Consider the following 22,614-nt stretch of genomic DNA (forward strand, 5'->3'; position numbering starts at 1 on the left):
CAAAATGCAGACGTTTGTTGTGCTGGGTTGTATTTTGATGGCCGCAGCGGTAGCCATTGGCGCGTTTGGCGCGCATGCGCTGAAGAGTCGAATCGAACCGGACAAGCTGAAGGTGTATGAGACCGGCGTGCAGTATCACATCATTCATGCGTTAGGATTAATTGGCGTTGGTCTGCTCGCGGACCGTTATCCGGATTCCGGCATCATCGTAACGGGAGGCTGGCTCCTGGCGGTGGGGATTGTATTGTTCTCCGGAAGCCTCTACGTGCTCAGCCTAAAAAGAGTGCGTCTGCTTGGTCCGGTCACGCCGCTTGGCGGCTTGTCCTTTATTGTGGGCTGGGTGCTCATTGCGATTGGCGTGCTGTAAAAACAAAGACATCTGCCTCGCGAAAGGCAGATGTCTTCTTTCTTTTTCTAAACCTTGCCGGACATATCGAAATCAACGTCCTCAATAAACTCGATAACCTCTCCGTTTGGGCTATGAACAAGCGCGTTTGTGACGATAAGCGGCGGCACTCCTAGGGTTAAGCTCGCCGGCTCGACGTAAGCTTTTGCGCCATGCGCCAATGCTTTCGCATACATCTCTTCAGCGTTATTCACGTAAAAGGCCAGATGTAATAAGGCCCCGTGAGCGACCTCATCCTCCGATTGCGCCTTTTTCCCCTGGGCAGGGATAACCGCGTCGTTATCGAAAATCTCCAAGCAGGTTCTGCCGTCGGGCGAGATCAGCATGGAAGCGTCCTTGATTTGAAAAGACGGCAGACTCCAGTGATGGCCCACCTTAAACCCCAACACTTTTGTATAGAAGGCAATCGTTGCTTCATAATCTTTCGCTTGAATGGCGATATGGGACAACCCGATAATGCTCATTGTTCGGCCTCCTCGAATACGGTCCACTAATTGTATTAGAATGGAGGGAACTGGGGAATGCGAATCGTAAGGAGATTATTTTATAATTCCTTTGAAAAAAAGGTCTTCTGAATGATCCGCCTAATTATCTGAATTATTTGTTCTGGAGGTGCCAACGTATGGCGGAATATGCAATGGATGAGGTGGACCGAAGAATTATGCAGCTGCTTCAGCTCAATGCGCGAATGCCTGTATCTCAGATTAGCAAAGAGGTATCCATGTCTCAGCCGTCCGTGAAGGAAAGGATTATGAAGCTGGAGGAGAAAGGGGTAATTTCCGGGTATTCGGCGGTATTAAACCTACGGAACCTGAACAGAGGGACAACGACGTTTATCCTTTTTAAGACCGAGCAATGCCAGGAATTCGTTGATTTTTGCGAAACGGCCATGGAAGTAACCGATTTATACCGCATCAGCGGGGAGTATAACTATCTGATCAAAGTGCAAACCGCATCCATCGAAGAGCTTGCTTTGTTTCAGGACAGCCTTACGGGGATAGGCGTATCGAAGTCACATATCAGCATGAAAAATATTATAGAGAACCGGATTTTGCTGTAAACGAGGCATCGGACATTGTACAGTAATTCGCTTCTTCGGCGTTATGCAAAAAACCAGCCGCAATAGGCTGGCTTATTGCATGCTGCCTTCGGCTTCCTCATTGAAGCGCTGCGGCTGTCCTTCCGGACGCATCTACTCGGAACCGTTGCCAAAGCGCTTTGCGTTTCGAATCCGCGCGCGCTCGATCTCGACCTCGCGATTGCGCGGTTCGGCATTCGTGACCAGCGAGCCGAGCAGCTTGCGCGCCGCCTCCGCGACCTCCCCGATCGCTAGATGGAACGCTTCCTCATTCGCCTTAGACGGCGTGTTGAATCCTGACAGCTTGCGGACGAACTGGAGCGCTGCCGCCTGAATTTCCTCATCGGATGCCGGCGGATCGAAATTATACAGCGTCTTAATATTTCGGCACATAAAGCTTCTCCTTTCGGTTGTCCAGCGTTGCCTTTATGATACTACATCGACTGCGGCCGGGCCAGCCGGGTTCTTGCTGCTCCATGCTCATCACGCGGCCCATGAAGGTTAATGGAACTAAATATAAAAAGCCAGCCGCAAGAGGCTGGCTTTTGTGCGTTTGGAAAAAGAGAGAGAAGATTACTCGGCTAAAGCTTCTTTCGTAATCTTTTCGATATCAATCGGGGATTTAACGCCTTGCGCGACAAGGTCGGGGAGAATATGCGCGAGGAAGTAATCGACGCAATGGAGCTTGATTTCTTTGATTTTGATCAGCGCTGACCGGTACATCACGATAAATTCTTTTTCCGTGTTGCCAAGCTGAAGCTCGATAAAAGCCTCGTAGATCTGATCCAGCTTATCCGCCACTTCAAGGATTTGGCCTTCCACGGATTGGTCCTTTCCTTCGCGCAGCTGTCTGCGGAAAGTCGGCTTGAACTCCTCAGGAATATGATCGTCGATAAAATGCGCGACCATGCCTTCTTCAACCTGCAGCAGCATCGAGCGCAGCTCCATGGAGTAATGCTTAACGGGTGTCTTAATGTCTCCAATGAAAATTTCGCCATAGTCATGGCTGCTCGTAATCTCATAGAGCTTCTTCCAATCCACGGCGACTCCGTTCATTTCTTCAATATCCGCCAAAGTCTTCGCATATTGAACGACCTTCCAGGAATGCTCGGCTACGCTATGCGCCTGAAATTTGAATTTCCCCGGGCAGCGAATAATCCTCTCGAGATCGGTTAACGACTGAAAGTACGTATGAATTCCCATAGGCTGAATTCCTTTCTTGGAATAAGGTAGTTTATATTCTGCTGCACTGCTCCAGTATATATCCCGAATGTTATTGGATCGTTAACGATATTTGGGAATTAATGTATAAACTCGTAATCGCATAGTTAATAAGGGAAAATAGTTGAATGTTTATTATGTTTTCGCGATATAGAATTTGTTATGATAATACTTAGTGCATCTAGAAACTTATTAGGAGATAACATAATGAATACACATGGCATTCCATTAGAAGGTTTTGCGGCGTTCAGCAGAAAGGTAGCGGCGGAAGGCGCGGTTCTGCTTAAGAACGACGGACAAGTGCTTCCGGTTCGTACCGGCGAAAGCGTTGCAATCTTTGGCCGGACGCAAGTGAACTACTACCGCAGCGGAACAGGGTCGGGCGGCAGCGTGAACGTAACCCATACGACAAATCTGCTGGACGGCATGCGAAGCAAGAAGAATGTTAAGGTTAACGAAGAGCTGGCGGCTGTTTACGAGAAATGGATCGAGCAGAATCCGTTCGATAACGGCGGCGGCGGCTGGGCGGCGGAGCCTTGGCATCAGAAGGAAATGCCGCTATCGGCAGAGCTTGTATCGCAGGCTAGAAGCCAATCGGACAAGGCGATTGTTGTTATTGGACGTACGGCGGGCGAGGATCAGGACAATGCGGTGAAGCCGGGCAGTTATCTGCTGACGGATGAAGAGATCGCTATGCTGCAAGCCGTTACGGCACAGTTCGAGCAAACGGCCGTTGTGCTGAACGTATCCAATATTATCGATATGAGTTGGTTAAACAGAAATGAAATGAAATCGATTCCATCCATTATTTACGCATGGCAAGGCGGTATGGAGGGCGGCAACGCGATTGCCGACGTGCTGGTTGGAGACGTATCGCCAAGCGGCAAATTAACGGATACGATCGCATATTCGATTGACGATTATCCGTCCACGCGCAACTATGGCAATGAGCTCAACAACTTGTACGAAGAAGATATTTATGTTGGCTACCGCTACTTCGAGACGTTTGCGCCGGAGAAGGTTCAGTTCGAATTTGGTTATGGCTTGTCTTACGCAACCTTCGCCAGCGTGCCGGATCAGGCTAAGCTTACGGTCAAAGGCGGGAAGGAACATATCGAGCTTGGCGTAACGGTGACCAATACCGGTTCGGTCTACTCGGGTAAAGAAACGGTGCAGGTCTACTACGAAGCGCCCCAAGGCCAGTTGGGCAAGCCTGCAAAAGCACTGGCGGCATTCGCCAAGACAAAGGGGCTTCAACCGGGTCAGTCGCAGCGGCTTACGTTAAGCTTCCCGGCTCATGCGATGGCTTCCTATGACGATGCGGGCGTGACGGGTCATTCTTCCGCTTATGTACTGGAAGCGGGGACGTACCGCATTTATGTCGGGAATAGCGTCCGGAATGTCTCGGCGGTAGCCGTGGACGGGCAAGAGGGCTATATCGTAGACGCTCTTCAAGTGGTAGAGCAGCTGACGGAAGCGATGGCTCCAACGGTCGGCTTCTCGCGGCTGAAGCCGGGCGCCCGCAAGGAAGACGGCACGTATGAGCTGACTTCCGCGGAAGTGCCGGTTCGCAAGGTTTCGCTTGCGGAGCGAATCGAGAACAACCTGCCGGCGAGCCTCGCGCAGACGGGCGATCAAGGCTACAAGCTGCAGGATGTAGCGAGCGGTCAAGTAAGCATGGAGTCCTTCATCGCGCAGCTAAGCGATGAGGATCTGGCCGCAATTGTCCGGGGTGAAGGCATGTCCAGCCCGAAGGTGACGCCGGGTACGGCATCGGCCTTTGGCGGGGTTAGCGAAAATCTGCTTGCCTTCGGCATTCCGGTTGCCTGTACGGCGGACGGTCCATCGGGCATCCGCATGGACAGCGGCCATAAAGCTACGCAGGTAGCCATCGGTACCCTGCTTGCAGCGACTTGGAATACGGAGCTTGTAGAAGAGCTGTATGTGCTGGAAGGGCGGGAGCTGCTCGGCAACGATATTGATGCTCTCCTTGGTCCGGGCCTTAATATCCGCCGCAGCCCGTTAAACGGCCGCAACTTCGAATATTTCTCCGAGGATCCGCTGGTATCCGGAGCGTTTGCGGCAGCGTGCACGCGCGGCATTATGAAGGGCGGATCGAATGCGACGCTGAAGCATTTCGCCTGCAACAACCAGGAGCAATACCGTCACCGCGTGAATGCGGTTGTATCGGAGCGCGCGCTTCGCGAGGTTTATCTGAAAGGGTTCGAGATTGCGGTCAAAGAGGGCGGAGCCAATTCGATCATGACCTCCTACAATCCGATTAACGGCCATTGGGCGGCCTCCAACTATGATCTGAACACAACGATTCTTCGCGGCGAGTGGGGCTTTAAAGGTATCGTTATGACCGACTGGTGGGCGGTTATGAATGATGTTGTAGAGGGCGGCCAGGCTGACCGTAAGTTCACGAACTGGATGGTTCGTTCCCAGAACGATCTGTATATGGTCGTGTCCAACTACGGCGCGGAATCCAATGTATGGGGAGACAATACGCTGGAATCGCTGGAGAACGGAACGTTAACCCGCGGAGAGCTGCAGCGCAGCGCCATGAACATCTGCGATTTTATTATGAAAGCGCCGGTATTCGGTAGAGAGCTGGTAACGGAGGAGAAGGCAGAGCGGTTCGAGCCGGACGCGGAACTGTCCGCGCCGCGTGCGCAGTCTCTGACCGACCGTGCTCAGGTGACGTTTACGGCGGAAGAGCCGGCTGTGATGAAGGTCGAGCAAAGCGGCGTATACCGGATTACGGTTCATCTGATGTCGACCGAGTTCGCTTGGGCGCAAAGCGCGTGCAACGTACTGATCAACGGCAAGTTGATGACCACCGTTCAGACGAACGGCACGGAAAGCGCCTGGATCCGCCAGAAGCTGGTGAAGGTGGAGCTTCCGGCAGGCATATATGAGCTTAAGCTGGATTTCGTAAAGCCGGGCATGCAGATTGACTGGATTGAGTTCGTGCAGGAATAACAGCCGTACGTATGCGAAAGGGATGCCTTTGGGCATCCCTTTTTTACGGCTTTATTTGAAATTCGCCAGCTGTCCGTGTATGGTAGAAGCAGCAGATAAGGGATATTTACCGATATCGTACAAAGGAATGGTGTGAAGTCTTGGAATTATTAATAAAAGAATTGCAGCAGATGAATGTCCAGTATGCGATTAAAAGCGAGGTTAAGACAGGGCTTGCTGAGATTTTGCAGCTTCTGACGAAGGACAAGCTGAATCTGCTGGCCGGCAATTACGAGATTAAAGGACGCTCCAAGCTGAAGAAGCAGGAGCTCGCGGATGCGGTTCAAGCATCGATCATCGCTTCGGAAGAATTGAGCATGGCGCTCCTCATGGCTACCTCCCAGGAGTGGGAGTTGCTGCAGAAGCTACTGGCTGTTCCATCGCTGCAGGATGATTCTTTGGTTCCCGGAGCGTATATTTTTCTTATGAACGCGGGACTTGTCTATTCGTTCTACGATGGGGACAAGCTGCATTACGTGCTGCCCGAGGAAGTGAAGGAGACCTACGCGAAGGTTGTGAATCCGGCCTTGCTGAAGGAACGGGAGCGCTGTCAGCAGGTATACGACTATATTCTCGCGGCCATGAATCTATACGGCGCATGCTCGTTTGATCAATTGATCGAGATCTATAATGCGCAGAACGAGGATCAACTGAATGAGGCGGAGTTTGACCGCATCTGCCAATTGCTGACCCGCCGGGAGCAGAGCTGGCATGTAGCGGGCAGCAGGCTGCTTGCGGATTATTATGACGAGGACAATCAGGAGGAGCTGGAAGAGCTGCTGGCGAGCGTTGCCGGCAAGCCTTACTATATCCCGGACAAACAAGAGTTTCTCCGTTACGCGGAATATGGCTATTATGAGGTAACGCCTCAATTGGCCGGACTCGAGAAATATGTTCTCCAATATTTGTGCCCTGAGATAGAGGTTGCCCGGGATCTCATCTCGGAAATTCAATTCGATTGCTCGATGGCAAAACCGCTTGAAGAGATTATGATGGGCTTCGAGGCCCGGGGAATCGAGATTCCGTCAAGAGAGCAGCTGGAGATGGTTGTTCATCTGGTTATCAATGTCTACAACAATACCCGGATGTGGTCGAATGGCGGCTTTAAGCCTAACGAACTGGATTCGTCCGGCGCAGGAGTGGCGTCAGTCCATAACGTCGTGCCGATGCAACAGCGTGCCGGATCGGCCAAGGTTGGCAGAAATGAGCCTTGTCCATGCGGAAGCGGGAAAAAATACAAGAAATGCTGCGGCGCTTAATTTCGCCCTGGCAAAAACACCTTCAGCCTTTATGGTTGAAGGTGTTTTTGTTTTTGCCTAATGGAGGAAAATGCCAGGGTCATGTCGAAACCTAAGGAAAAATAGGGAAAATCGTAGGATGGCATTTGGAATAATTAGTCGAAGGGGTAAAGACAGCATGTATATGTTTCGGAGCCGGTTAATACTGAAGTTATCTGTGATGATATTGGCGATCCTTGTTCTCTTGTCATCTGCCTTGATTTACATTCAGGTTCAGAACACCAAGAAGGCAAGCGAGGAAGCGATCGGCAATTTCAATATTCATATGGCAGAGGCTTATGCCGGACAGTTTGATGTAAGCGCTTATGCGGATTTTGTGAAAGACCAGCAGGAGAACGATCTGTACTGGAAGATCCGGGAGCAGATGAATGAGTACAGGGAACGGATCGGAGCGATGTACGTCTATACGGTGCAGATTAACGATAAGGGAGAGCCGATTCTGCTTATAGACGGGCAGCCGAAGGATTCAGACTCCGCTTCGCCGATTGGCGAAGTAACGGATATACCATTGGATGCTATAGGGAAGCTCAATAACGGGGAAACGGCCAAATCCGGCATCATCCGCAATGAGGAATACGGAGATTATATTTCTTCCTACGCTCCCCTGCGCGATGCAGGCGGGAAGATGATCGGTGTGCTTGGCATCGATACCGACGTATCGGTATCGAAAACGATCTATAAGGACGTTATCGGGGACAGCGTACCTCTCTTTATTATTATGGGAGTGCTCACTCTACTCGTGTTTCTGTTTATTGCCTTCTTCCTGGCACGTACTCTTAGACCGCTCGGGGTTATCGTAAAAGGAGCCGAAGCGATCGCCCACGGCAATCTTGCGGAGGCAAGGCAGCAGCTTCAGGTAACGAAAGTGAAGTCGAAGGACGAGATTGGACAAGTCTATTCGGCCATGACGCAGATGATCGCGCGGCTTGGCGTTACGCTTGAGGATGTTGTCCGCGACATGGCTTTGACAACGCAAAGCATCGTTCATTCGACGGAGCAGTTCGGAACCGAAGCGGCTCAGATGGTCGCGATGAACGAGAAGCTCGAGCATTCCGTAACGACGATGGCCGATGGCGCGCGTCATCAACGGATGGGAGCGGAAGAAAGCGCCAGCTCGATGGAGGATATCACGCAGGCGATCCAGCGCGTATCCGAGGCTTCCATGCAGGTATCAAGCGTATCGCATGAAGCGCTGGAGTCGGCCGAGCATGGAAGGGAATCCATACACGGGTTGCGGCAGCAGGTCGAGCTGATGGCCTCGGTAGCTAAGCAGACGGCAGACTCGGTGGGGCTTCTGCAGAGCTATATGCAGCAGATTGAGCCGGTGCTTCAGTCAATTACGAGCATCTCGGACCAGACGAAGCTGCTTGCGCTGAACGCTTCCATTGAAGCGGCCCGCGCAGGCGAGCATGGTTCAGGCTTCGCCATTGTAGCCGGAGAGGTACGCAAGCTGGCAGAAGCATCCGCTATCTCGGCCTCCCAGGTAACATCCTTGCTCGAACAGATTGGACAGGAGTCCGTCCATATCGGCGATAGAATGCAGGCGGGCAGTGTCGAGATGGTAAAAGGCACGGAGCTGTCGGGCCGGGTAGAAGCTTTGTTCGACCGGACGATGGATCAGTTCATTCATGTAAACAGCCAGATTCAGGAGATCTCGGCAGCGGCTGAAGAAGTGTTGGCCGGCTCCGAGGAAGTAGCCGCTTCGGTTGAGCAGATCGCTCAGATTTCCCGCGCAACCGCAGACAGCTCGGCCACGCTGGAGCAGATGTCGAAGCATCAGCTGGAAGCAGCTAAACGGATTGCGGACACAACCGAACAGTTGAAGAGCCGCAGCGAAGGTTTGGAAGCGGCGGTAGGCAAATTTAAGCTCTAGTCTTATCATTGAATTATCAATAGCCAAGAAGCCCGGCCTCTTATGGCCGGGCTTCTTCTTCGTAATACACCTGCAGCGTGCTCAGAGAATGAACGATCCGGTCGATGACGGCTTGCGTTTGAAAGTATTTGCGGTGGGATAAAGGCGTCCAGCTTAGCAGGCCCGGACATTCTACTTCGATATCCGCGGTGACGACTTTTTTATAGCGTTCGTTTAGTGGCTTGATGGGATAGGCGATGACATCATCGGTGTCGTAGAAGTTCACCCACTCGCCAATCCCAAGTCCTTGAAGCGGTGAGGCGGGAACCGCAATGGGCACGCCAAAATCCTTAAAGCGCAAAGCCCATACGGCAAGCGGGCTGCCAAGCGTGTAGAAGTGAGTTAAGGTCTCGCCATGCACCAGCCTGGACTCGCTGGTTCCGATAACCTCCGAGACTTTGGGCGTCAGTTTATTGTTTTGCAAGTCGTGGAAAAAATTGCTCGATATGATAGACCCGAGGCTGTGAGAGATAATGCAGAGCGGTGCATCTTGTCCCGCGAGATCGGACAGGCGCTGCAGACATACGGCAAAACGCCGGTGAATCTCGTCATAAATATAATCATCGGGTGTGGGATCATTGTCGCGGGGGACAGCCTGGTAGGCAATGGCTTCGCCCAGCTGGTTTACGAAGAAGGGTCTTAACCGTATCCATTTGGCCCAGCGCAGCGGCTTGCCGCGAATCCGGCTCCATAACCGCTCCTCCAGCCGGTTCACAATATCTCCCCAATAGATGCCTTCCACATGCAGCTTTACGCTCGGATTCACAATAGCCATCTGGGCACACAGATTGCTGGCCAGCTCGGCGTGGAAATTCTCCCTGCTTTGACCGATCCCATGTATGACAGCAACGGCAATTTTCACGGGGACAACCCCTTCCTATGCGTAGATCATACATTAATGTATTCGCATACATTCGCTTTCGTTAAAGCAGAAGCCCTGCTAGATTAGGGGAAGATAATGTGAGGAAGGCACGCAAATAAACAAAGGATGTTCCGCTTTAACAGGCGGGACATCCTTTGTTGGCTCACGGGCTATATGGCCCGCATCCGGTTATTTCTTGGATTATGTTCAACCTCTGCGAGGCCCAAGGCCTCCATTAATGGCGGGATGTACATGCCAAATCTGCCGCGCAGCCCTTTTTTAAGGCCATACCATCCGCCTACCGGATTCTCCGGGGAGCGTCCCCAGGCTTCTACGGTACCGTCTTTTGCAGGCTTCTGCTCGTCGGCACTGCCCAACTCGATCCAGTCGCCATGCTCCTTCAGCATGGCGTATAAATCGTCCATGCAGCGGTAGTCGTAGTGGAGCACCGTCTTGCCGACGGTACAGACGATAATGGCTTTTCCGTCCTTCTCATCCTTATACATCTCATACTCGGAGGTGAGGGGAGGAGTCTTTAGCTTCCATGGGTTTTCCTTGGTTCCTGCTGCTGACGACAATGGCTTCACAGCTCCTTTTGCGTTTACTTAATTCCTTTTCTTCTGCGGTCAGGTATCCCATTCCTCTTTTGATTCGTAAGGCTGGCTACATCTTGCCGAAGAAGCTGATCACGAACTCGCGGAAACGGACTGCTGCTTGGGAAAGGTAATGCTTCCGGTTCCAGGCGATGCCGAAGGTGCGGCGGCAGACCGGATCGGAGATTTTGAGCTGCACGGTGCCCGGGCTCGACGCCCGGTTGCCCAGCGACAGCGGAAGGGTAAAGGTGATGCCAAGACCCATCTCGACAAGCGTCTGGATGGAGCTGACCTCTTCAAGCTCGAAGGCGATCCGCGGCTCGAAGCCGGCTTTCCGGCAGAAGCCGTCCGTAATTTCGCGGAAGTTGGAGCGGGAGGAGAGCGAGATAAACGGCTCGTTCGCCGCTTCAATCAAGGAGATGCTCTCCCGCGATGCGAAAGGATGCCCCTTCGGTACCGTCAGACAAAGCTCTTCTTCCGCAAGGGTAAGCCACTCAATGTCCGGCCCGTTCATCGGGGTGGTCGAAATGCAGAAATCGATATCCGCATTTTCCAGCTCGCTAAGCATGTCCGAGACGGAACCAAGCTGATGCTGGATAATCCGGACATGCGGATGCCGCGTCAGAAATTCCTTCAGCATCATGGGCAGCACATAAGGCAGCGTAACGGAGATGGACACGGTGCCATGCTCAAGCCCGGCCATATCCGTAATTTCGCGTTCGCCTTCTTCAAGCTCGAGAAAGGCCCGTTCAACGCGGTTGAGATAAGTCTTGCCGAATGCATTCAGCTTGACGTGCCTGCCTTGCCGTTCGAAAAGAGGCACGCCAAGCCGTTTTTCCAGCCGGTTGATGGAGTTGCTGAGCGACGGCTGCGAGACGTTCAGCTCCTTCGCGGCTTTCGTAATATGCTCATGCCGGGCGACGGCTTGAAAATATTTCAACTGGAGAAACTCCAAGCGGATCACTCTCCCTTATATAACTTTCATGTGATGATTTCATTATAAAATAAGTATTATACTTTATAAATTTGAGATTTTATAATGATTCAGCATATACAGAAAGTTTCAAACAGGGATTGGAGAGCGTTAACCTTGCTAAAAGAGAAAATCTGGACGAGAAACTTCGTCACTATTTGCGTGAGCAGTTTTTTCATGTTCCTGACCTTTTACGTCCTGACGACGGCGTTTCCGCTGTATGTCCGGGATAGCCTGCACGGCGGCCAGCAGCAGATGGGTCTAGTCATTACGATTTACGTCATTGGCGGCGTGCTGATCCGGCCATTCTCCGGCCAGTGGGTCGACCGCTTCGGCAAACGTAAAATGGCGATTATCGGGATGATTATTTTCCTGCTCGCCTGCTTCAGTTATTTCGGAACCAAAGGCATTATTCTGTTCCTTATTGTCCGCTTCATTCACGGCATGAGCTACGCGGTTGCTTCAACGGCAATGAGCACGGTTGCGGCAACAATCGTTCCCGTGTCCCGGCAGGGTGAAGGAATGGGCTATTATACGATGTTTATGAGTATCGCGATGGTCGTGGGTCCCGCGCTGGGGCTGTTCCTGTGGAAGGACCAGAATATTAACGTGCTGCTGCTTGCGATATGCATCATTGCGGCATTGTCTCTTGGCTTTGCTTTTGTCCTGAAGATGCCGGGCGAAAAAGGGCTGAAGACAGCGGTCATTCAAGCCTCAGCCGCTGAGGCAGAGCCTTTAGTCCAGGAGCAGCCGGAAAAAAAAGGCTGGCGTTTGAGCAGCTTCCTGGAGCCCGCGGCACTGCCAATCTCGCTTGTTGGTTTTATTCTTTCTTTTGCCTATAGCTCTTTATCCAGCTTTATGGCCTCGTTTACCGATGAGATTCACCAGTCGCAAGTGACCGGCACCTTCTTTATGGTGTTTGCCGTGATGATCGTCGTTTTCCGGCCGGTTATCGGCAAAGTGTTCGACCGTTACAAAGAGCATTATTTGTATTATCCGGGCATTGGGCTATTTGCGGTGGGCATGTTCCTGCTGAGCCAGGCGCATTCCGCGGCTATGGTATTGTCCGCCGGCGTCATTATGGGGATTGGTTACGGAGCCTTGCTGCCGTGCTTCCAGACGCTTGCGATCAAGTTGTCGCCGGAGCATCGGCGGGGCAGCGCCAACGGTACCTTTTTCCTCATGTTTGACCTTGGTTACGGGCTAGGCTCGTATTTCATGGGGATGATCGCATCCCTGACGGATTACCGGATGATGTACCTGGTGGCAGGTATTGTCGCGGTGATCTGCGCCGGCGGTTATTATATTCTGCATCATCGCCCACGGGCAAAAAAAGCTGTTCGTACTCAACAAGCAAATGTTGCGTAAGGCATAGGATAGACAACGGAAGAGGTCATAACGGGCCCGATGCAAAAGGAAACGGACTAGCGCAATGCGAGCGCTAGTCCGTTTTTGTTTGTTCATTTTTCGCCTGTTTGAGCTGATTCCGCTCCATATGGGCTTTTCCCCACTGATGCAGGGACTCCAAAATCGGAGACAGGCTTTTGCCGTATTCCGTGAAGGAGTATTCCACTTTCGGCGGGATTTGCGGATAAATGACCCGTTTAACGATTTCTTCCTCTTCCAATTCGCGCAGATGGAGCGTAAGCATCCTTTGCGTGATGTCGGGCAGCAATCTTCTTAGCTCATTGAACCGCAAAGGTTTGCCTTGTAGCAAATGATAAAGGATAATCGGCTTCCATTTGCCTACGATCGAATCCAGCGCCGTAACGAATTGACATTGGACTGTGTTCTTTTGCATACGTGCGCCTCCTTCGCTTACAGTACCTTTTTTAATACTATACCACATTATTGTGCCTACTTAAAATAAGTGAGTATATATATTATTATCTACCTAGCAAACGTATTTCATTTCATAACAGAAGGGAAGTTTCGAATCATGGCAACCGTATTGTACATTACCGCGCATCCCCTTGATCCAGAGCAATCCTTTAGCCTAGCGGTAGGCAAAGAATTTATTGAAGCGTATCGTGAGGCAAATCCAACGGATGAGGTTGTTCATTTGGATTTGTATAAAGAACTTATTCCGCAATTAGATGCCGATGTTCTAAGAGGCTGGGAAAAGCTTCGGTCGGGTTCCTCCTTCGATCAGCTGACGGATGCCGAGAAAACGAAAACGGCCCGTCTTGAGGAGCTTGTTGATCAATTCGTGGCTGCCGATAAGTACGTCTACGTGTCCCCGATGTGGAATTTCACGGTTCCGCCGGTTTTGAAAGCATATACGGATGCGACTTCAATTCCGGGCAAGACTTTCAGATATACCGCGAGTGGTCCTGAAGGTTTGTTAACCGGCAAAAAAGCGTTGCACATTCAAGCGAGCGGTTCCGTATATTCGGAGGGTCCTTTAGCCCCGCTTGAAATGGGCTACAGCTACCTAAGAAAGATTTTACGGTTCTATGGGATTGAATCCATGGAAGCCATTTTTGTCGAAGGAACGGCATTGCAATCACAGGAGCAAGCACCCGCTGTCAAAGAAAAGGCAATCGCGCATGCTAAAGAGGTCGCCAAACGCTTCTAATAGGATTGGGTTCCCAATAAAAAATCCCCACTTAGGTGGGGGTTTTTTATTTCGTTTCGGCGTCCTCGGGCTTGCGGCCTTCGCTGTACAGCTCGTTCAGATGCTGGATATGCATAGTGCCCCATGCATTAATCGCTTCCAGGAGAGGGGTCATTTTCATCCCGTAATCCGTGATGGAGTATTCGACCTTCGGGGGGATCTGCATATAGATTTTCCGGTGCACGATGTCATGGTATTCCAATTCTCTGAGCTGAGAGGTCAGCATCTTTTTCGTAATGTCCGGCAGCGCCCGTTGGAGCTCGCTAAAACGCATCGTACCGTTGGTGAACAGCTGATATAAAATAACGGGCTTCCATTTCCCGACTAAAATTTCTAATGCGGTCTCCACCCGGCTGCAGTTTTCGTCTGCCATAATTCCTCCAATCCCAATCGGGGCTTAAGGTTTCTTTTTGGATACTAGGTTTATTTGATGTGCCTACTTCCGTCACTTAACCCTTGGGTTTATTATATCGCTATAAACAACACGTTATCAAGGAGGATCTATCTTATGAATATTGCATTGTGGATCGCGCAAGCATTGTTAGCTTTAATGTTTATTCCGGCAGGTGTCATGAAAACCTTCCAGCCTAATAAAGTAAAAAGCACGATGCCTTGGGCGAAGGATGCTTCTACGGGCTATGTTGCTTTTATCGGCTTGTCCGAGCTGCTTGGCGGATTGGGATTAATTCTTCCGTGGGCAACCGATATCGCGCCGGTACTGACGCCAATCGCGGCAATCGGGATCGCGGTCATTATGCTGTTCGCTGCCGTATTCCATGCAAGGCGCGCGGAATACGGCAGCATCGGCATGAACATTATTATGCTTGCCGTGGCTTTGTTTGTGGCAATCGGCCGGTTCTAAGCGCGCCGAACGAAAGAAGGAGGGTACTGCCTCATGCAGTACCCTCCTTCTTTTTTTAAAAATATAAGAAATTCGCGAAACGTATGCTGCCCCTCCTAAGGCGGAGCAGCCGTTTACGCTTGTCGCTACATCATAATGGATCGCACAACGCTGTAAATTTTTGTATCCAGCAGCTTGCCGTATGGCGCAAGCGTCGGCTGATGAAGCGCGCCGAGGAACGAGGATGGCCGGTCAAACGATATAATGGCTCCGCGCGGGCCGCCATTATCATACAGAGTGACGCGGAAGGGGACGTACAGGCTGGCTCTTCGGTCGACAGCGAGAATAGGCTCCGCGATAAGCGGGTTGCCTACCAGATAAAGACGGCATTGCTTGATGCCGCTCTGAAGCGATAGGAGCTCCCCTTGATTCACCTCAGACAAAATCATCAGTCCATGCGGGCCTTCCATCGGTTTAACAGCTGCTTCTACCTGTTCCCAGGATGCCTGCTGCCGGACAAGCTGGTTCCCGATATACGGATCCCATCTTCCCATCTGCCGCTCAAATGCGGCGACAAGCGCCTCATAAGAAAGTCCTGTCGGAATATCTTCTCTTACGATCATCGCATAACCAGCTGTAATTGGCTCTCCGTGTCTCATCCGCGATCCTCCTTTTTGCCGGGATAAGCAGTCAGCAAATTGTATGAGAGGAAGTGGAGGCATATGACAGAAAAATTACGATAAGCCAAGCATCTGCAGGGCAAGCTTGACGCTGTTGTGCTGCAGCTGGTCGGTTAAATAGGTGGCGTATGCGCGGATCGACGGCGCCTTGACGGTACAAGAGAGCTCGAACAAAGCGTGCGAATCGAGATAAGGCTGCGCAATAGAGCGGGGCAGGAAGCCGAATCGATCCCCTTGCAGCAGAATCGTCAGCATAATGGAGGAATGATCGATCTCCAGGGCAGGGACATAACCCGTACCTGCAAGCTCGGCGAACCACTCCGGAAAAGGGGTACCCCACGCAAGGTGGCAATAATCAGGAGACCGGAAATCCTCTTGCTGCACAACGCCGGCTTTAGGCTGCTTGGACACGAGCAGGAGATCATCCTCGAACAGCAGCTGCCGGGTGACTCTTGGATGCTCGGGCGGATCAAACCGGACCGCGAGATGCACCATACCATCAAGAAGCAGGTCGCGGACCATATAGCTGGGGTCGATATGGCTGAAGAACTTCACGGCGACTTGCGGATTGTCGCTCTTGAAGGCGAGAATCCGGGACAAGTACCGGTAGTGCCAGACTGAGCCGGGACCGCTCATCACAACGGATTGCTCGAACGTATCCGACAGTGTCAGCCTGCTTTCCTCAAACAACCGGAGCATTCTTTCTGCATAAGGGTAAAAGGCGATGCCTGCCTGCGTCAGGCTGACGTTTCGGTTATCCCGCTGGAACAGCTCTTTGCCGACCGCTGCCTCTAGTGCCTTGATCCTTGCGGTTATGGCCGACTGGGAGATATGAAGATGCTCAGCCGCCTTCGTAAAATTAAGGAGATGAGCGATTGCGATAAACGCTTCAAGCTGCGAAGAATCCATACGAACGATAACGCCCTTTCACTATTGAAAATATGAATCATAGCAACCTATATTATTCGTTATACAAATGATAACCATGCCATTATGATGAGTCTATAAGCAAGTTTTGAAGAAAAAGATGGAGGGAAAGCAGCATGGGCAATGATATCGTTATCGAACAATTAACGTCGTTAGAGACTTCGCTTCGGGAACTGGCGGATGTGCTTGTCCGCGTTGTGGAGGACGGGGCATCCGTCGGGTTCCTGCCGCCGCTCAGCCAAGAGGAAGCGATAGAATATTGGAGGAGTGTTTCGGATCCGGAGGTGATGCTGTTTGTTGCCAAGGTTAACGGACATCTTGCGGCCACGGTACAGCTGCAGTTATGCGGCAAGGCGAACGGCTCACACCGAGCGGAGATTGCGAAGCTGATGACTCATCCGGAGTACCGGCGCAAAGGGATTGCCAGGCAGCTGATGCTGGAAGCGGAAGCGGCTGCCCTCGGGAAGAATCGGTCGCTGCTCGTATTGGACACGAGAGAAGGAGATCCTTCAAATCTGCTGTATATGTCCCTTGGCTACCAGCTGGCGGGGCGTATACCGAACTTTGCGAGATCGGCGGACGGCAGCCTCGCTGCCACGATGATGTACTACAAGAATATCGGCTGACGCTGGATAAGCAAAACCAACCCCGGACCTTACAAGGCCGGGGGTTTCCGTTTGCCGCCCGGCTTCCACACGGACAGAATATACATGATGATAATGGATATAGTTTGTAAAGCAATGCCGATGATAAGCCAGGTGTGATGGACGGTTAGGCTTCCATTGCCGTCCAAGCCCCGCAAGGTCCATTCGTATAAACCGATAAAGCCGATACCGATAGCAAGCAGAGTAAGCGCCTCTTTGGCGATCACCCAATAATAACGGAACAGTCCCCAGGAGGTCAGCACCGACAGCGCAATGCCGGTTACCGTGGTGCCAATCGTAGAGGCGCGTACGCTGGAATCGGCCAGCAGATGCATAATGGTGTAGCAGGACCTCAGCACGGCGGCATCATCCGTAACGGATGCGGTTAAGGCCAGGATAATAAACGCAACCTGCACGCCAAACATAATCGCCGCAAAAAGAATATGAAGCAGGAGTAAGATCCGCCGCTGCTGCAAAGTGATTCTTTTCAAGCGTTCCATTCCTCCCCCTTAAATATTAAACCGGTACCCGACTCCCCAGATCGTCTCGACATATTGAGGTTTCGACGGATCACGCTCGATCTTCTCCCGCAGCTTGCTGATGTGGACGGTAACCGTTGCGTGATCGCTGCCGATCGCGTCCATTCCCCAAATCTGTTCGAACAGATCCTCTTTTCGAAAGACACGGTTCGGGTGGGTGACGAGATAGAAGAGCAGATCGTATTCCTTGGCGGTAAAAGACACCTCGCGCTCGTTCACGAACACCCGGCGGGACTGCTTCTCGATTCGGATGCCGTTCAGCCGCAGTTCATCCCGGTGTTGTCCGTTATGACCTTGTCCGACCAGCCGTTCATAGCGCGACAGATGGGCCTTCACCCGGGCTACCAGCTCGCCAAGGCCAAAGGGCTTCAGGATGTAATCATCCGCCCCAAGCCCAAAGCCGCGGATCTTATCGATCTCTTCCTTCTTAGCCGACACGATAAGGATAGGAACGTTGCTTGCTTCGCGAATCCGTCTGCACACCTCGTAACCGTCCATGGACGGCAGCATCAGATCCAGCAGGATGAGATCATACTCGCCCCGAAGCTCCATCTCCAGGCCCGAATCGCCGCGTTCGGCAATATCGACCTCAAAGCTATGGGCGAGCAGATAATCCTTCTGTACCTCGGCAATAACCGGATCATCTTCAATAATCAATATCCGTTTCATTGTATACCTCCATTCTCCGGCTTCGTCCTGTCTTGTTTCCAAGAAGGGAACCGAAGCTGTATCGTTGTTCCTTCACCTGGCCTGCTGACAGCCGCTGCGGTTCCGCCATGCGCTTCTATAATCTGCTTCACAATGGCGAGGCCCAGTCCGCTGTTGCCTTTGCCGGGGCTTCGCGAGGACTGCGCCCGGAAGAACCGGTCGAATACGCGGGGCAGAGCATCGGCCGGAATGCCTTCACCGTTGTCATGTATTTGCAGGAGATAGATGCCGCCAGGCTCTTCATCAAGCGAGAATACCAGTTTTTTTATCTCGCCTTTCATATATTGGAGGCTGTTGTCGGCCAGATTCATAAGCGTGCGGTGAAGCTTTTGGCGGTCTGCTTGGATAAGGACCTGCTCCGTGCCCGCGCTTGGGATGAAGGTAACCTCCGTCCCGCTGAAGCGGGGATCAAGCCGCAATTCGTTAACGAGCTGAATCATATAGGCCGTTAAATCAACCGTATCCCAATGGAAAGGCAGCTTGCCCGTATCCAGAGTCGAATACAGCTGCAGCTCCTCAATCATCCGGTTCATCTCGATCGTTTTGCCGGCGATCATTTGCACGTACTTTTGCCGCTTCTCTTCCGTATCGGCAATGCCGTCACGCAGGCAATCGGTGCAGCCCTGAATCGCGGTTATCGGCGTCTTCAGATCATGGGAGATGTTCGCGAGCAGCTCTTTACGGCCTTGCTCAAGCTCAAGCTGGGTTCCCAAGGATGCCTGCAGGCGAACGCGCATTTCTTCAAAAGCCGCCCCAAGTTGACCGATTTCATCCTGTCTTCGCAGCTGAATGGGATGATCCAGATCGCCTTCCCGGATCCGGCCGGCTGCTTCCTTCAAGGCATACAGCGGCTTAATGATGCTTCGCGAGACAAGGTAAGTAAGCAGGCCATTGGTGACAATGAGTGCTCCCAGCAAGGTGAGCAGCACCAACGGAACCAGCCGCTTGAAGAAGTCCGCGACCGGCTTCATATCGGAGACGATGATCAGCTTGCCGCTGCTACCGTCCGGACTCAAGAAGGGGATCGTGTCCCATTGGTTGCCGCTTGGCGGACCGGGATGTTCCGCTTTCATATGTCCGTCAGCCAAGTCAGCCAGAATCTTATCGGCGGGCAATCCGTGCGAGGCATACGCTACTTCGTCATTCCGGATGACAATCATCCCGGACTCGACCTCCTCGAGCTTCGCTCCCGTATCCGTTAGGAATGCTTGGTCGGACAGCAGCTTGGGATCATGCTCGGCGATGAACTTTAGGCCGGAGCTCAGCTCGCTGCGTCCCATAAACAGATCGCGGATGGAACTGAGCGGGAACGAATGCCCGGATTTGCCGTCTCCGCCTCCGGCTCCCGGAAGGGCGTCTTTTATGAGTAGATTCCCGAGCAGCGCGATCGTCAGTCCAAATAAAAGAATAGGAACGGCGATCATGGCCGCATAGGAGAAAATCAGTTTTTTTCGGATGGACATTGCCTCATGCACCTCATTTCTCTATCATTGTAGCCTGCCCGTTCAAATTTTCTATAAAATAAGCCTGAAAAAAGTATAAATTAGTGTGGTATACATTTGTTTCGCACCTCCGTTATACTACAGTCGAATGCATCCATTTACGCAAAAACCATTGGCAATGGCCTTATATTTAGGAGGATTCTAATGAGCGAGTTGAAGTGGCAGATTTCGAACTGGACGTTTAAGAATACCGAAGAGCAGGAGTGGAAGCCGGCTTTTGTGCCGGGCTGCGTGCATACGGACCTGCTGAAGAATGGCCTTATTTCCGAGCCGTTTGCCGGGACCAACGAGAAGGACCTGCAGTGGATTGATAAAAAAGCATGGGAATACGAATCCGTATTCGACGCCCCGGGCGAACTGCTTGCGCATGCCAAGCTCGAGCTGGTGTTCGAGATGCTGGATACGTACGCGGACGTGTATTTGAACGATGCGCTGATCCTGTCGGCGGACAATATGTTCCGCACCTGGACGATTGATGCGAAGCCTCATGTTCGGGAAAAGGGCAACCGCCTGTACATTCGCTTCCGCTCCCCGATTGAAGAGGGATTGGCTAAGCTTGAGACCTACGGTCCCGGTTTGCCGGCACCTAATGACGACTCCGTTATTGGCGGCCTTGAAGGCAAAAAAGTAAGCGTATTCTCGCGCAAAGCGCCGTATCATTACGGCTGGGACTGGGGTCCGCGGTTTGTCACGAGCGGGCTTGGCAGACCGGTTTATTTGCGAGGCTGGAGCGGCGCGCGAATCACGGATCTGTATATTCAGCAGGATGAAGTGACGGCGGCCGAGGCGAAATTAACCGTTCAGCTTGCGGTGGAATCGGAGAGCGGCGGCGAGTTTGAGCTAAAGCTTCATACCGATAACGGACAGGAATGGACCCGCAAGGTCGTTCTTGAGAGTGGCGCGCAAACGGTTGATTGGCCGCTTACGATTGAACAGCCGAAGCTTTGGTGGTCGCGCGGTCTTGGAGAGCCTCATTTGTATGCGTTTACAGCTGCTCTCTCGCAAGAGCAGGAGGAGCTGGCTCAAGCTTCCGCTGTGACAGGTCTTCGCTGCGTGAAGCTGATTCGCAAGCCGGACGAGCGGGGCTCGTCGTTCTACTTCGAGGTGAATGGTATTCCGGTCTTCGCGAAAGGCGCTAACCATATTCCAAGCGACAGCTTCTTCAGTGAGGTGACCGATGAACGTTACCGCCACGAGATTGCAAGCGCGGTGGAATCGAACTTTAATATGCTCCGCGTATGGGGCGGGGGGATCTACGAGCAGGATATTTTCTACGAATTATGCGATCAGAACGGGCTTCTGGTGTGGCAGGACTTTATGTTTGCCTGCAGCATGTACCCCGGCGATGAAGCGTTCCTGGGCAGCGTGCGCGCGGAGGCGGAGGACAATGTGCGCCGTCTGCGCAACCATCCAAGCATCGCGTTATGGTGCGGCAACAACGAGATTGACACGGCTTGGTCCCAATATGCCGAGAACAGCGGCTGGGGCTGGAAGCAGCTGTACACCGCCGAGCAGCGGGAGCAAATCTGGGCGGATTACGAGGCTGTCTTCCATCAGGTGCTGCCGGAGGTTGTGGCGGCTATGGCGCCGGATATTGAATACTGGCCGTCATCGCCGATGCAGCGCCAGACGGGCAATAGCGAGCAGCATGCGACTAACAGCTCCTCGCATGGCGATATCCATTATTGGGCGGTATGGCATGCCCAAGAGCCGTTCGAGCAGTATAACCAGAATATCGGACGCTTCATGAGCGAGTACGGCTTCCAGTCCTTCCCGGAATACAAGACCGTGCGTGCTTATGCGGAAGAGAAGGATATGGCGCTGGACTCCGAAGTGATGCTGCATCATCAGAAGAATGGCCGGGGCAACTTCCTGATCAAGGATTATGCGGACCGGTATATGAAGCAGCCGAAGGATTTCCCTTCCTTCCTCTATATCAGCCAAGTGCTGCAGGCTGAAGCGATGAAGCAGGCGATTGAGGCTCACCGCCGGAGCATGGATTATTGCATGGGATCGTTATATTGGCAGATCAATGACTGCTGGCCGGTTGCGTCTTGGGCAAGCATGGATTACTACGGCAGATGGAAGGCCGCTCAATACCTGATCAAGAATAGCTTCGCCGATGTTCTCTTGTCCTTCGACCAGAAGGACGACGTGACGAACTTCCATGTGGTATCCGACCTCGGACAGTCTATTGACGCCGTGCTGGAATGGAGCCTGCATGAGCTGGACGGCTGCCTGCTGAAGTCGGGCTCCGAGACGATTGCCGTTGGCGCCCGCTCGGCTAAGCTGGTTCTCTCCCTGTCGGCCGAACAGCTTGGAGAGTTTAATCCTAACGGAACGGTACTGGCCGGACGACTGATTCAGGCTGGCCGGGAGCTGGCAAGCTCCAAGCACTATTTTGTCTACACGAAGGAACTTGCGCTTACGGATCCTGAGATTGCGGTGGAAGAAGTTGCCGGCAGCGAAGGAACGGCATTTGTATTAACGGCTAAGCGGCTGGCCAAGCAGGTCTGGGTGCAAGCGGAGGAGGAAGGAATCTTTACGGATAACTTCTTCGACTTGATTCCGGGGGTCCCCGTAACGGTACAGTTCAAGAAAAAAGCGGCAGACCAAGTGTTGTTCGTCCCTTCATCGCCAGGGAAGGTAACCGTGCAGTCGATGTTTAACTACGCGAAGTAATAAGTAAAAATTAAGATGCCCCCTTGCTGCTTTGGCAAGGGGGCATCTTTTTTGTTGACCGTCGGAGGACGCACATAAGACCCTGGCAGGGTCTTATGTGGCACGGG

The 22,614-nt window shown here is 52.3% G+C and carries 23 protein-coding genes; 10 read left to right on the forward strand and 13 right to left on the reverse strand.

What is annotated here, in order from left to right; all coding sequences use genetic code 11:
- The first annotated feature begins 4 nt into the window (after window positions 1-4).
- Window positions 5-367, forward strand: a complete 363-nt coding sequence (locus PJDR2_RS01295) for a DUF423 domain-containing protein (RefSeq protein ID WP_012772225.1) — start codon at window positions 5-7, stop codon at window positions 365-367.
- Between the two features lie 47 nt (window positions 368-414).
- On the opposite strand, the gene PJDR2_RS01300 is transcribed toward PJDR2_RS01295, so the two are convergent.
- Window positions 415-870 (reverse strand): VOC family protein, encoded by a 456-nt coding sequence (locus PJDR2_RS01300; RefSeq protein ID WP_012772226.1) that lies wholly within the window; start codon window positions 868-870, stop codon window positions 415-417.
- A gap of 158 nt (window positions 871-1,028) precedes the next feature.
- Between PJDR2_RS01300 and PJDR2_RS01305 the strand changes: the two genes are divergently transcribed.
- Window positions 1,029-1,466: an Lrp/AsnC family transcriptional regulator gene (locus PJDR2_RS01305; protein ID WP_012772227.1), complete on the forward strand. Its 438-nt coding sequence runs from the start codon at window positions 1,029-1,031 to the stop codon at window positions 1,464-1,466.
- Between the two features lie 132 nt (window positions 1,467-1,598).
- Here PJDR2_RS01305 and PJDR2_RS01310 read toward each other — a convergent pair whose 3' ends face one another.
- Window positions 1,599-1,877 (reverse strand): DUF2277 domain-containing protein, encoded by a 279-nt coding sequence (locus PJDR2_RS01310; protein WP_012772228.1) that lies wholly within the window; start codon window positions 1,875-1,877, stop codon window positions 1,599-1,601.
- Window positions 1,878-2,057: 180 nt separating this feature from the next.
- Window positions 2,058-2,687 carry a YfbR-like 5'-deoxynucleotidase gene (locus PJDR2_RS01315; RefSeq protein WP_012772229.1) on the reverse strand — a complete coding sequence of 210 codons (630 nt, stop codon included), beginning with the start codon at window positions 2,685-2,687 and terminating at the stop codon, window positions 2,058-2,060.
- 225 nt (window positions 2,688-2,912) lie between these two features.
- Here PJDR2_RS01315 and PJDR2_RS01320 point away from each other — a divergent pair, with 225 nt between their 5' ends.
- The 3 genes from PJDR2_RS01320 (at window position 2,913) to PJDR2_RS01330 (ending at window position 8,900) form a co-directional block, all read left to right on the forward strand.
- On the forward strand, window positions 2,913-5,690 hold the full coding sequence (locus PJDR2_RS01320; RefSeq protein ID WP_012772230.1) for a glycoside hydrolase family 3 C-terminal domain-containing protein: 2,778 nt from the start codon (window positions 2,913-2,915) through the stop codon (window positions 5,688-5,690).
- A 140-nt stretch (window positions 5,691-5,830) separates the two neighbouring features.
- Window positions 5,831-6,988 (forward strand): YecA family protein, encoded by a 1,158-nt coding sequence (locus PJDR2_RS31645; RefSeq protein WP_012772231.1) that lies wholly within the window; start codon window positions 5,831-5,833, stop codon window positions 6,986-6,988.
- Window positions 6,989-7,145: 157 nt separating this feature from the next.
- Complete coding sequence (locus PJDR2_RS01330) at window positions 7,146-8,900, forward strand: methyl-accepting chemotaxis protein (RefSeq protein WP_012772232.1); 1,755 nt, start codon at window positions 7,146-7,148, stop codon at window positions 8,898-8,900.
- 40 nt (window positions 8,901-8,940) lie between these two features.
- Here PJDR2_RS01330 and PJDR2_RS01335 read toward each other — a convergent pair whose 3' ends face one another.
- The 3 genes from PJDR2_RS01335 to PJDR2_RS01345 all read right to left on the reverse strand — a co-directional run bounded on the left by PJDR2_RS01335 (window position 8,941) and on the right by PJDR2_RS01345 (window position 11,349).
- On the reverse strand, window positions 8,941-9,801 hold the full coding sequence (locus PJDR2_RS01335; protein ID WP_012772233.1) for a hypothetical protein: 861 nt from the start codon (window positions 9,799-9,801) through the stop codon (window positions 8,941-8,943).
- A 170-nt stretch (window positions 9,802-9,971) separates the two neighbouring features.
- Entirely contained in the window at window positions 9,972-10,379 is a 408-nt protein-coding gene (locus PJDR2_RS01340; protein ID WP_012772234.1) for a DUF6855 family protein, read from the reverse strand.
- An 85-nt stretch (window positions 10,380-10,464) separates the two neighbouring features.
- A complete protein-coding gene (locus tag PJDR2_RS01345; RefSeq protein ID WP_012772235.1) occupies window positions 10,465-11,349 on the reverse strand; it encodes a LysR family transcriptional regulator in 885 nt (294 codons plus the stop codon).
- A 135-nt stretch (window positions 11,350-11,484) separates the two neighbouring features.
- On the opposite strand from PJDR2_RS01345, the gene PJDR2_RS01350 reads away from it, so the two are divergent.
- On the forward strand, window positions 11,485-12,735 hold the full coding sequence (locus PJDR2_RS01350; protein WP_041613247.1) for an MFS transporter: 1,251 nt from the start codon (window positions 11,485-11,487) through the stop codon (window positions 12,733-12,735).
- Window positions 12,736-12,808: 73 nt separating this feature from the next.
- Here PJDR2_RS01350 and PJDR2_RS01355 read toward each other — a convergent pair whose 3' ends face one another.
- Window positions 12,809-13,168 carry a winged helix-turn-helix transcriptional regulator gene (locus PJDR2_RS01355; RefSeq protein ID WP_012772237.1) on the reverse strand — a complete coding sequence of 120 codons (360 nt, stop codon included), beginning with the start codon at window positions 13,166-13,168 and terminating at the stop codon, window positions 12,809-12,811.
- A 138-nt stretch (window positions 13,169-13,306) separates the two neighbouring features.
- Between PJDR2_RS01355 and PJDR2_RS01360 the strand changes: the two genes are divergently transcribed.
- The gene (locus PJDR2_RS01360) at window positions 13,307-13,945 is read left to right on the forward strand and encodes an FMN-dependent NADH-azoreductase (RefSeq protein ID WP_012772238.1); all 639 of its coding nucleotides are present in this window, start codon (window positions 13,307-13,309) and stop codon (window positions 13,943-13,945) included.
- Window positions 13,946-13,991: 46 nt separating this feature from the next.
- Here the strand turns inward: PJDR2_RS01360 and PJDR2_RS01365 are convergent, their stop codons facing one another.
- On the reverse strand, window positions 13,992-14,357 hold the full coding sequence (locus tag PJDR2_RS01365) for a winged helix-turn-helix transcriptional regulator (protein WP_012772239.1): 366 nt from the start codon (window positions 14,355-14,357) through the stop codon (window positions 13,992-13,994).
- A gap of 135 nt (window positions 14,358-14,492) precedes the next feature.
- Here PJDR2_RS01365 and PJDR2_RS01370 point away from each other — a divergent pair, with 135 nt between their 5' ends.
- Window positions 14,493-14,846 (forward strand): DoxX family protein, encoded by a 354-nt coding sequence (locus tag PJDR2_RS01370; RefSeq protein ID WP_012772240.1) that lies wholly within the window; start codon window positions 14,493-14,495, stop codon window positions 14,844-14,846.
- A gap of 125 nt (window positions 14,847-14,971) precedes the next feature.
- On the opposite strand, the gene PJDR2_RS01375 is transcribed toward PJDR2_RS01370, so the two are convergent.
- Together PJDR2_RS01375 and PJDR2_RS01380 are read right to left on the reverse strand one after the other, a co-directional pair.
- The gene (locus PJDR2_RS01375; RefSeq protein ID WP_012772241.1) at window positions 14,972-15,484 is read right to left on the reverse strand and encodes a DUF302 domain-containing protein; all 513 of its coding nucleotides are present in this window, start codon (window positions 15,482-15,484) and stop codon (window positions 14,972-14,974) included.
- A 75-nt stretch (window positions 15,485-15,559) separates the two neighbouring features.
- Window positions 15,560-16,414: a LysR family transcriptional regulator gene (locus PJDR2_RS01380; protein ID WP_012772242.1), complete on the reverse strand. Its 855-nt coding sequence runs from the start codon at window positions 16,412-16,414 to the stop codon at window positions 15,560-15,562.
- Window positions 16,415-16,548: 134 nt separating this feature from the next.
- Here PJDR2_RS01380 and PJDR2_RS01385 point away from each other — a divergent pair, with 134 nt between their 5' ends.
- Window positions 16,549-17,058, forward strand: coding sequence for a GNAT family N-acetyltransferase (locus tag PJDR2_RS01385; protein WP_012772243.1), 510 nt, complete (start codon window positions 16,549-16,551; stop codon window positions 17,056-17,058).
- Between the two features lie 29 nt (window positions 17,059-17,087).
- On the opposite strand, the gene PJDR2_RS01390 is transcribed toward PJDR2_RS01385, so the two are convergent.
- From PJDR2_RS01390 to PJDR2_RS01400, 3 genes are read right to left on the reverse strand one after another with little or no spacing between them, the layout of a single operon-like run.
- Window positions 17,088-17,567 carry a hypothetical protein gene (locus PJDR2_RS01390; RefSeq protein ID WP_012772244.1) on the reverse strand — a complete coding sequence of 160 codons (480 nt, stop codon included), beginning with the start codon at window positions 17,565-17,567 and terminating at the stop codon, window positions 17,088-17,090.
- An 18-nt stretch (window positions 17,568-17,585) separates the two neighbouring features.
- Window positions 17,586-18,284: a response regulator transcription factor gene (locus PJDR2_RS01395; protein WP_012772245.1), complete on the reverse strand. Its 699-nt coding sequence runs from the start codon at window positions 18,282-18,284 to the stop codon at window positions 17,586-17,588.
- The gene (locus PJDR2_RS01400; RefSeq protein WP_012772246.1) at window positions 18,281-19,786 is read right to left on the reverse strand and encodes a sensor histidine kinase; all 1,506 of its coding nucleotides are present in this window, start codon (window positions 19,784-19,786) and stop codon (window positions 18,281-18,283) included. Before PJDR2_RS01400 ends, PJDR2_RS01395 begins: the two co-directional genes overlap by 4 nt.
- Window positions 19,787-19,969: 183 nt before the next feature.
- Here PJDR2_RS01400 and PJDR2_RS01405 point away from each other — a divergent pair, with 183 nt between their 5' ends.
- Window positions 19,970-22,507 (forward strand): beta-mannosidase, encoded by a 2,538-nt coding sequence (locus PJDR2_RS01405; protein ID WP_012772247.1) that lies wholly within the window; start codon window positions 19,970-19,972, stop codon window positions 22,505-22,507.
- Window positions 22,508-22,614: the final 107 nt, after the last annotated feature.

Source organism: Paenibacillus sp. JDR-2 (assembly GCF_000023585.1).
In the GTDB taxonomy this organism is placed as follows: Bacteria; Bacillota; Bacilli; order Paenibacillales; family Paenibacillaceae; genus Pristimantibacillus.

Coding starts and splice junctions, on each gene's coding strand:
- PJDR2_RS01330 (WP_012772232.1), top strand. CDS start 7,146: ATGTATATGTTTCGGAGCCGGTTAATACTGAAGTTATCTGTGATGATA.
- PJDR2_RS01405 (WP_012772247.1), top strand. CDS start 19,970: ATGAGCGAGTTGAAGTGGCAGATTTCGAACTGGACGTTTAAGAATACC.
- PJDR2_RS01305 (WP_012772227.1), top strand. CDS start 1,029: ATGGCGGAATATGCAATGGATGAGGTGGACCGAAGAATTATGCAGCTG.
- PJDR2_RS01400 (WP_012772246.1), bottom strand. CDS start 19,786: ATGTCCATCCGAAAAAAACTGATTTTCTCCTATGCGGCCATGATCGCC.
- PJDR2_RS01315 (WP_012772229.1), bottom strand. CDS start 2,687: ATGGGAATTCATACGTACTTTCAGTCGTTAACCGATCTCGAGAGGATT.
- PJDR2_RS01365 (WP_012772239.1), bottom strand. CDS start 14,357: ATGGCAGACGAAAACTGCAGCCGGGTGGAGACCGCATTAGAAATTTTA.
- PJDR2_RS01385 (WP_012772243.1), top strand. CDS start 16,549: ATGGGCAATGATATCGTTATCGAACAATTAACGTCGTTAGAGACTTCG.
- PJDR2_RS01380 (WP_012772242.1), bottom strand. CDS start 16,414: ATGGATTCTTCGCAGCTTGAAGCGTTTATCGCAATCGCTCATCTCCTT.
- PJDR2_RS01300 (WP_012772226.1), bottom strand. CDS start 870: ATGAGCATTATCGGGTTGTCCCATATCGCCATTCAAGCGAAAGATTAT.
- PJDR2_RS01295 (WP_012772225.1), top strand. CDS start 5: ATGCAGACGTTTGTTGTGCTGGGTTGTATTTTGATGGCCGCAGCGGTA.
- PJDR2_RS01360 (WP_012772238.1), top strand. CDS start 13,307: ATGGCAACCGTATTGTACATTACCGCGCATCCCCTTGATCCAGAGCAA.
- PJDR2_RS01310 (WP_012772228.1), bottom strand. CDS start 1,877: ATGTGCCGAAATATTAAGACGCTGTATAATTTCGATCCGCCGGCATCC.
- PJDR2_RS01355 (WP_012772237.1), bottom strand. CDS start 13,168: ATGCAAAAGAACACAGTCCAATGTCAATTCGTTACGGCGCTGGATTCG.
- PJDR2_RS01370 (WP_012772240.1), top strand. CDS start 14,493: ATGAATATTGCATTGTGGATCGCGCAAGCATTGTTAGCTTTAATGTTT.
- PJDR2_RS01375 (WP_012772241.1), bottom strand. CDS start 15,484: ATGAGACACGGAGAGCCAATTACAGCTGGTTATGCGATGATCGTAAGA.
- PJDR2_RS01395 (WP_012772245.1), bottom strand. CDS start 18,284: ATGAAACGGATATTGATTATTGAAGATGATCCGGTTATTGCCGAGGTA.
- PJDR2_RS01320 (WP_012772230.1), top strand. CDS start 2,913: ATGAATACACATGGCATTCCATTAGAAGGTTTTGCGGCGTTCAGCAGA.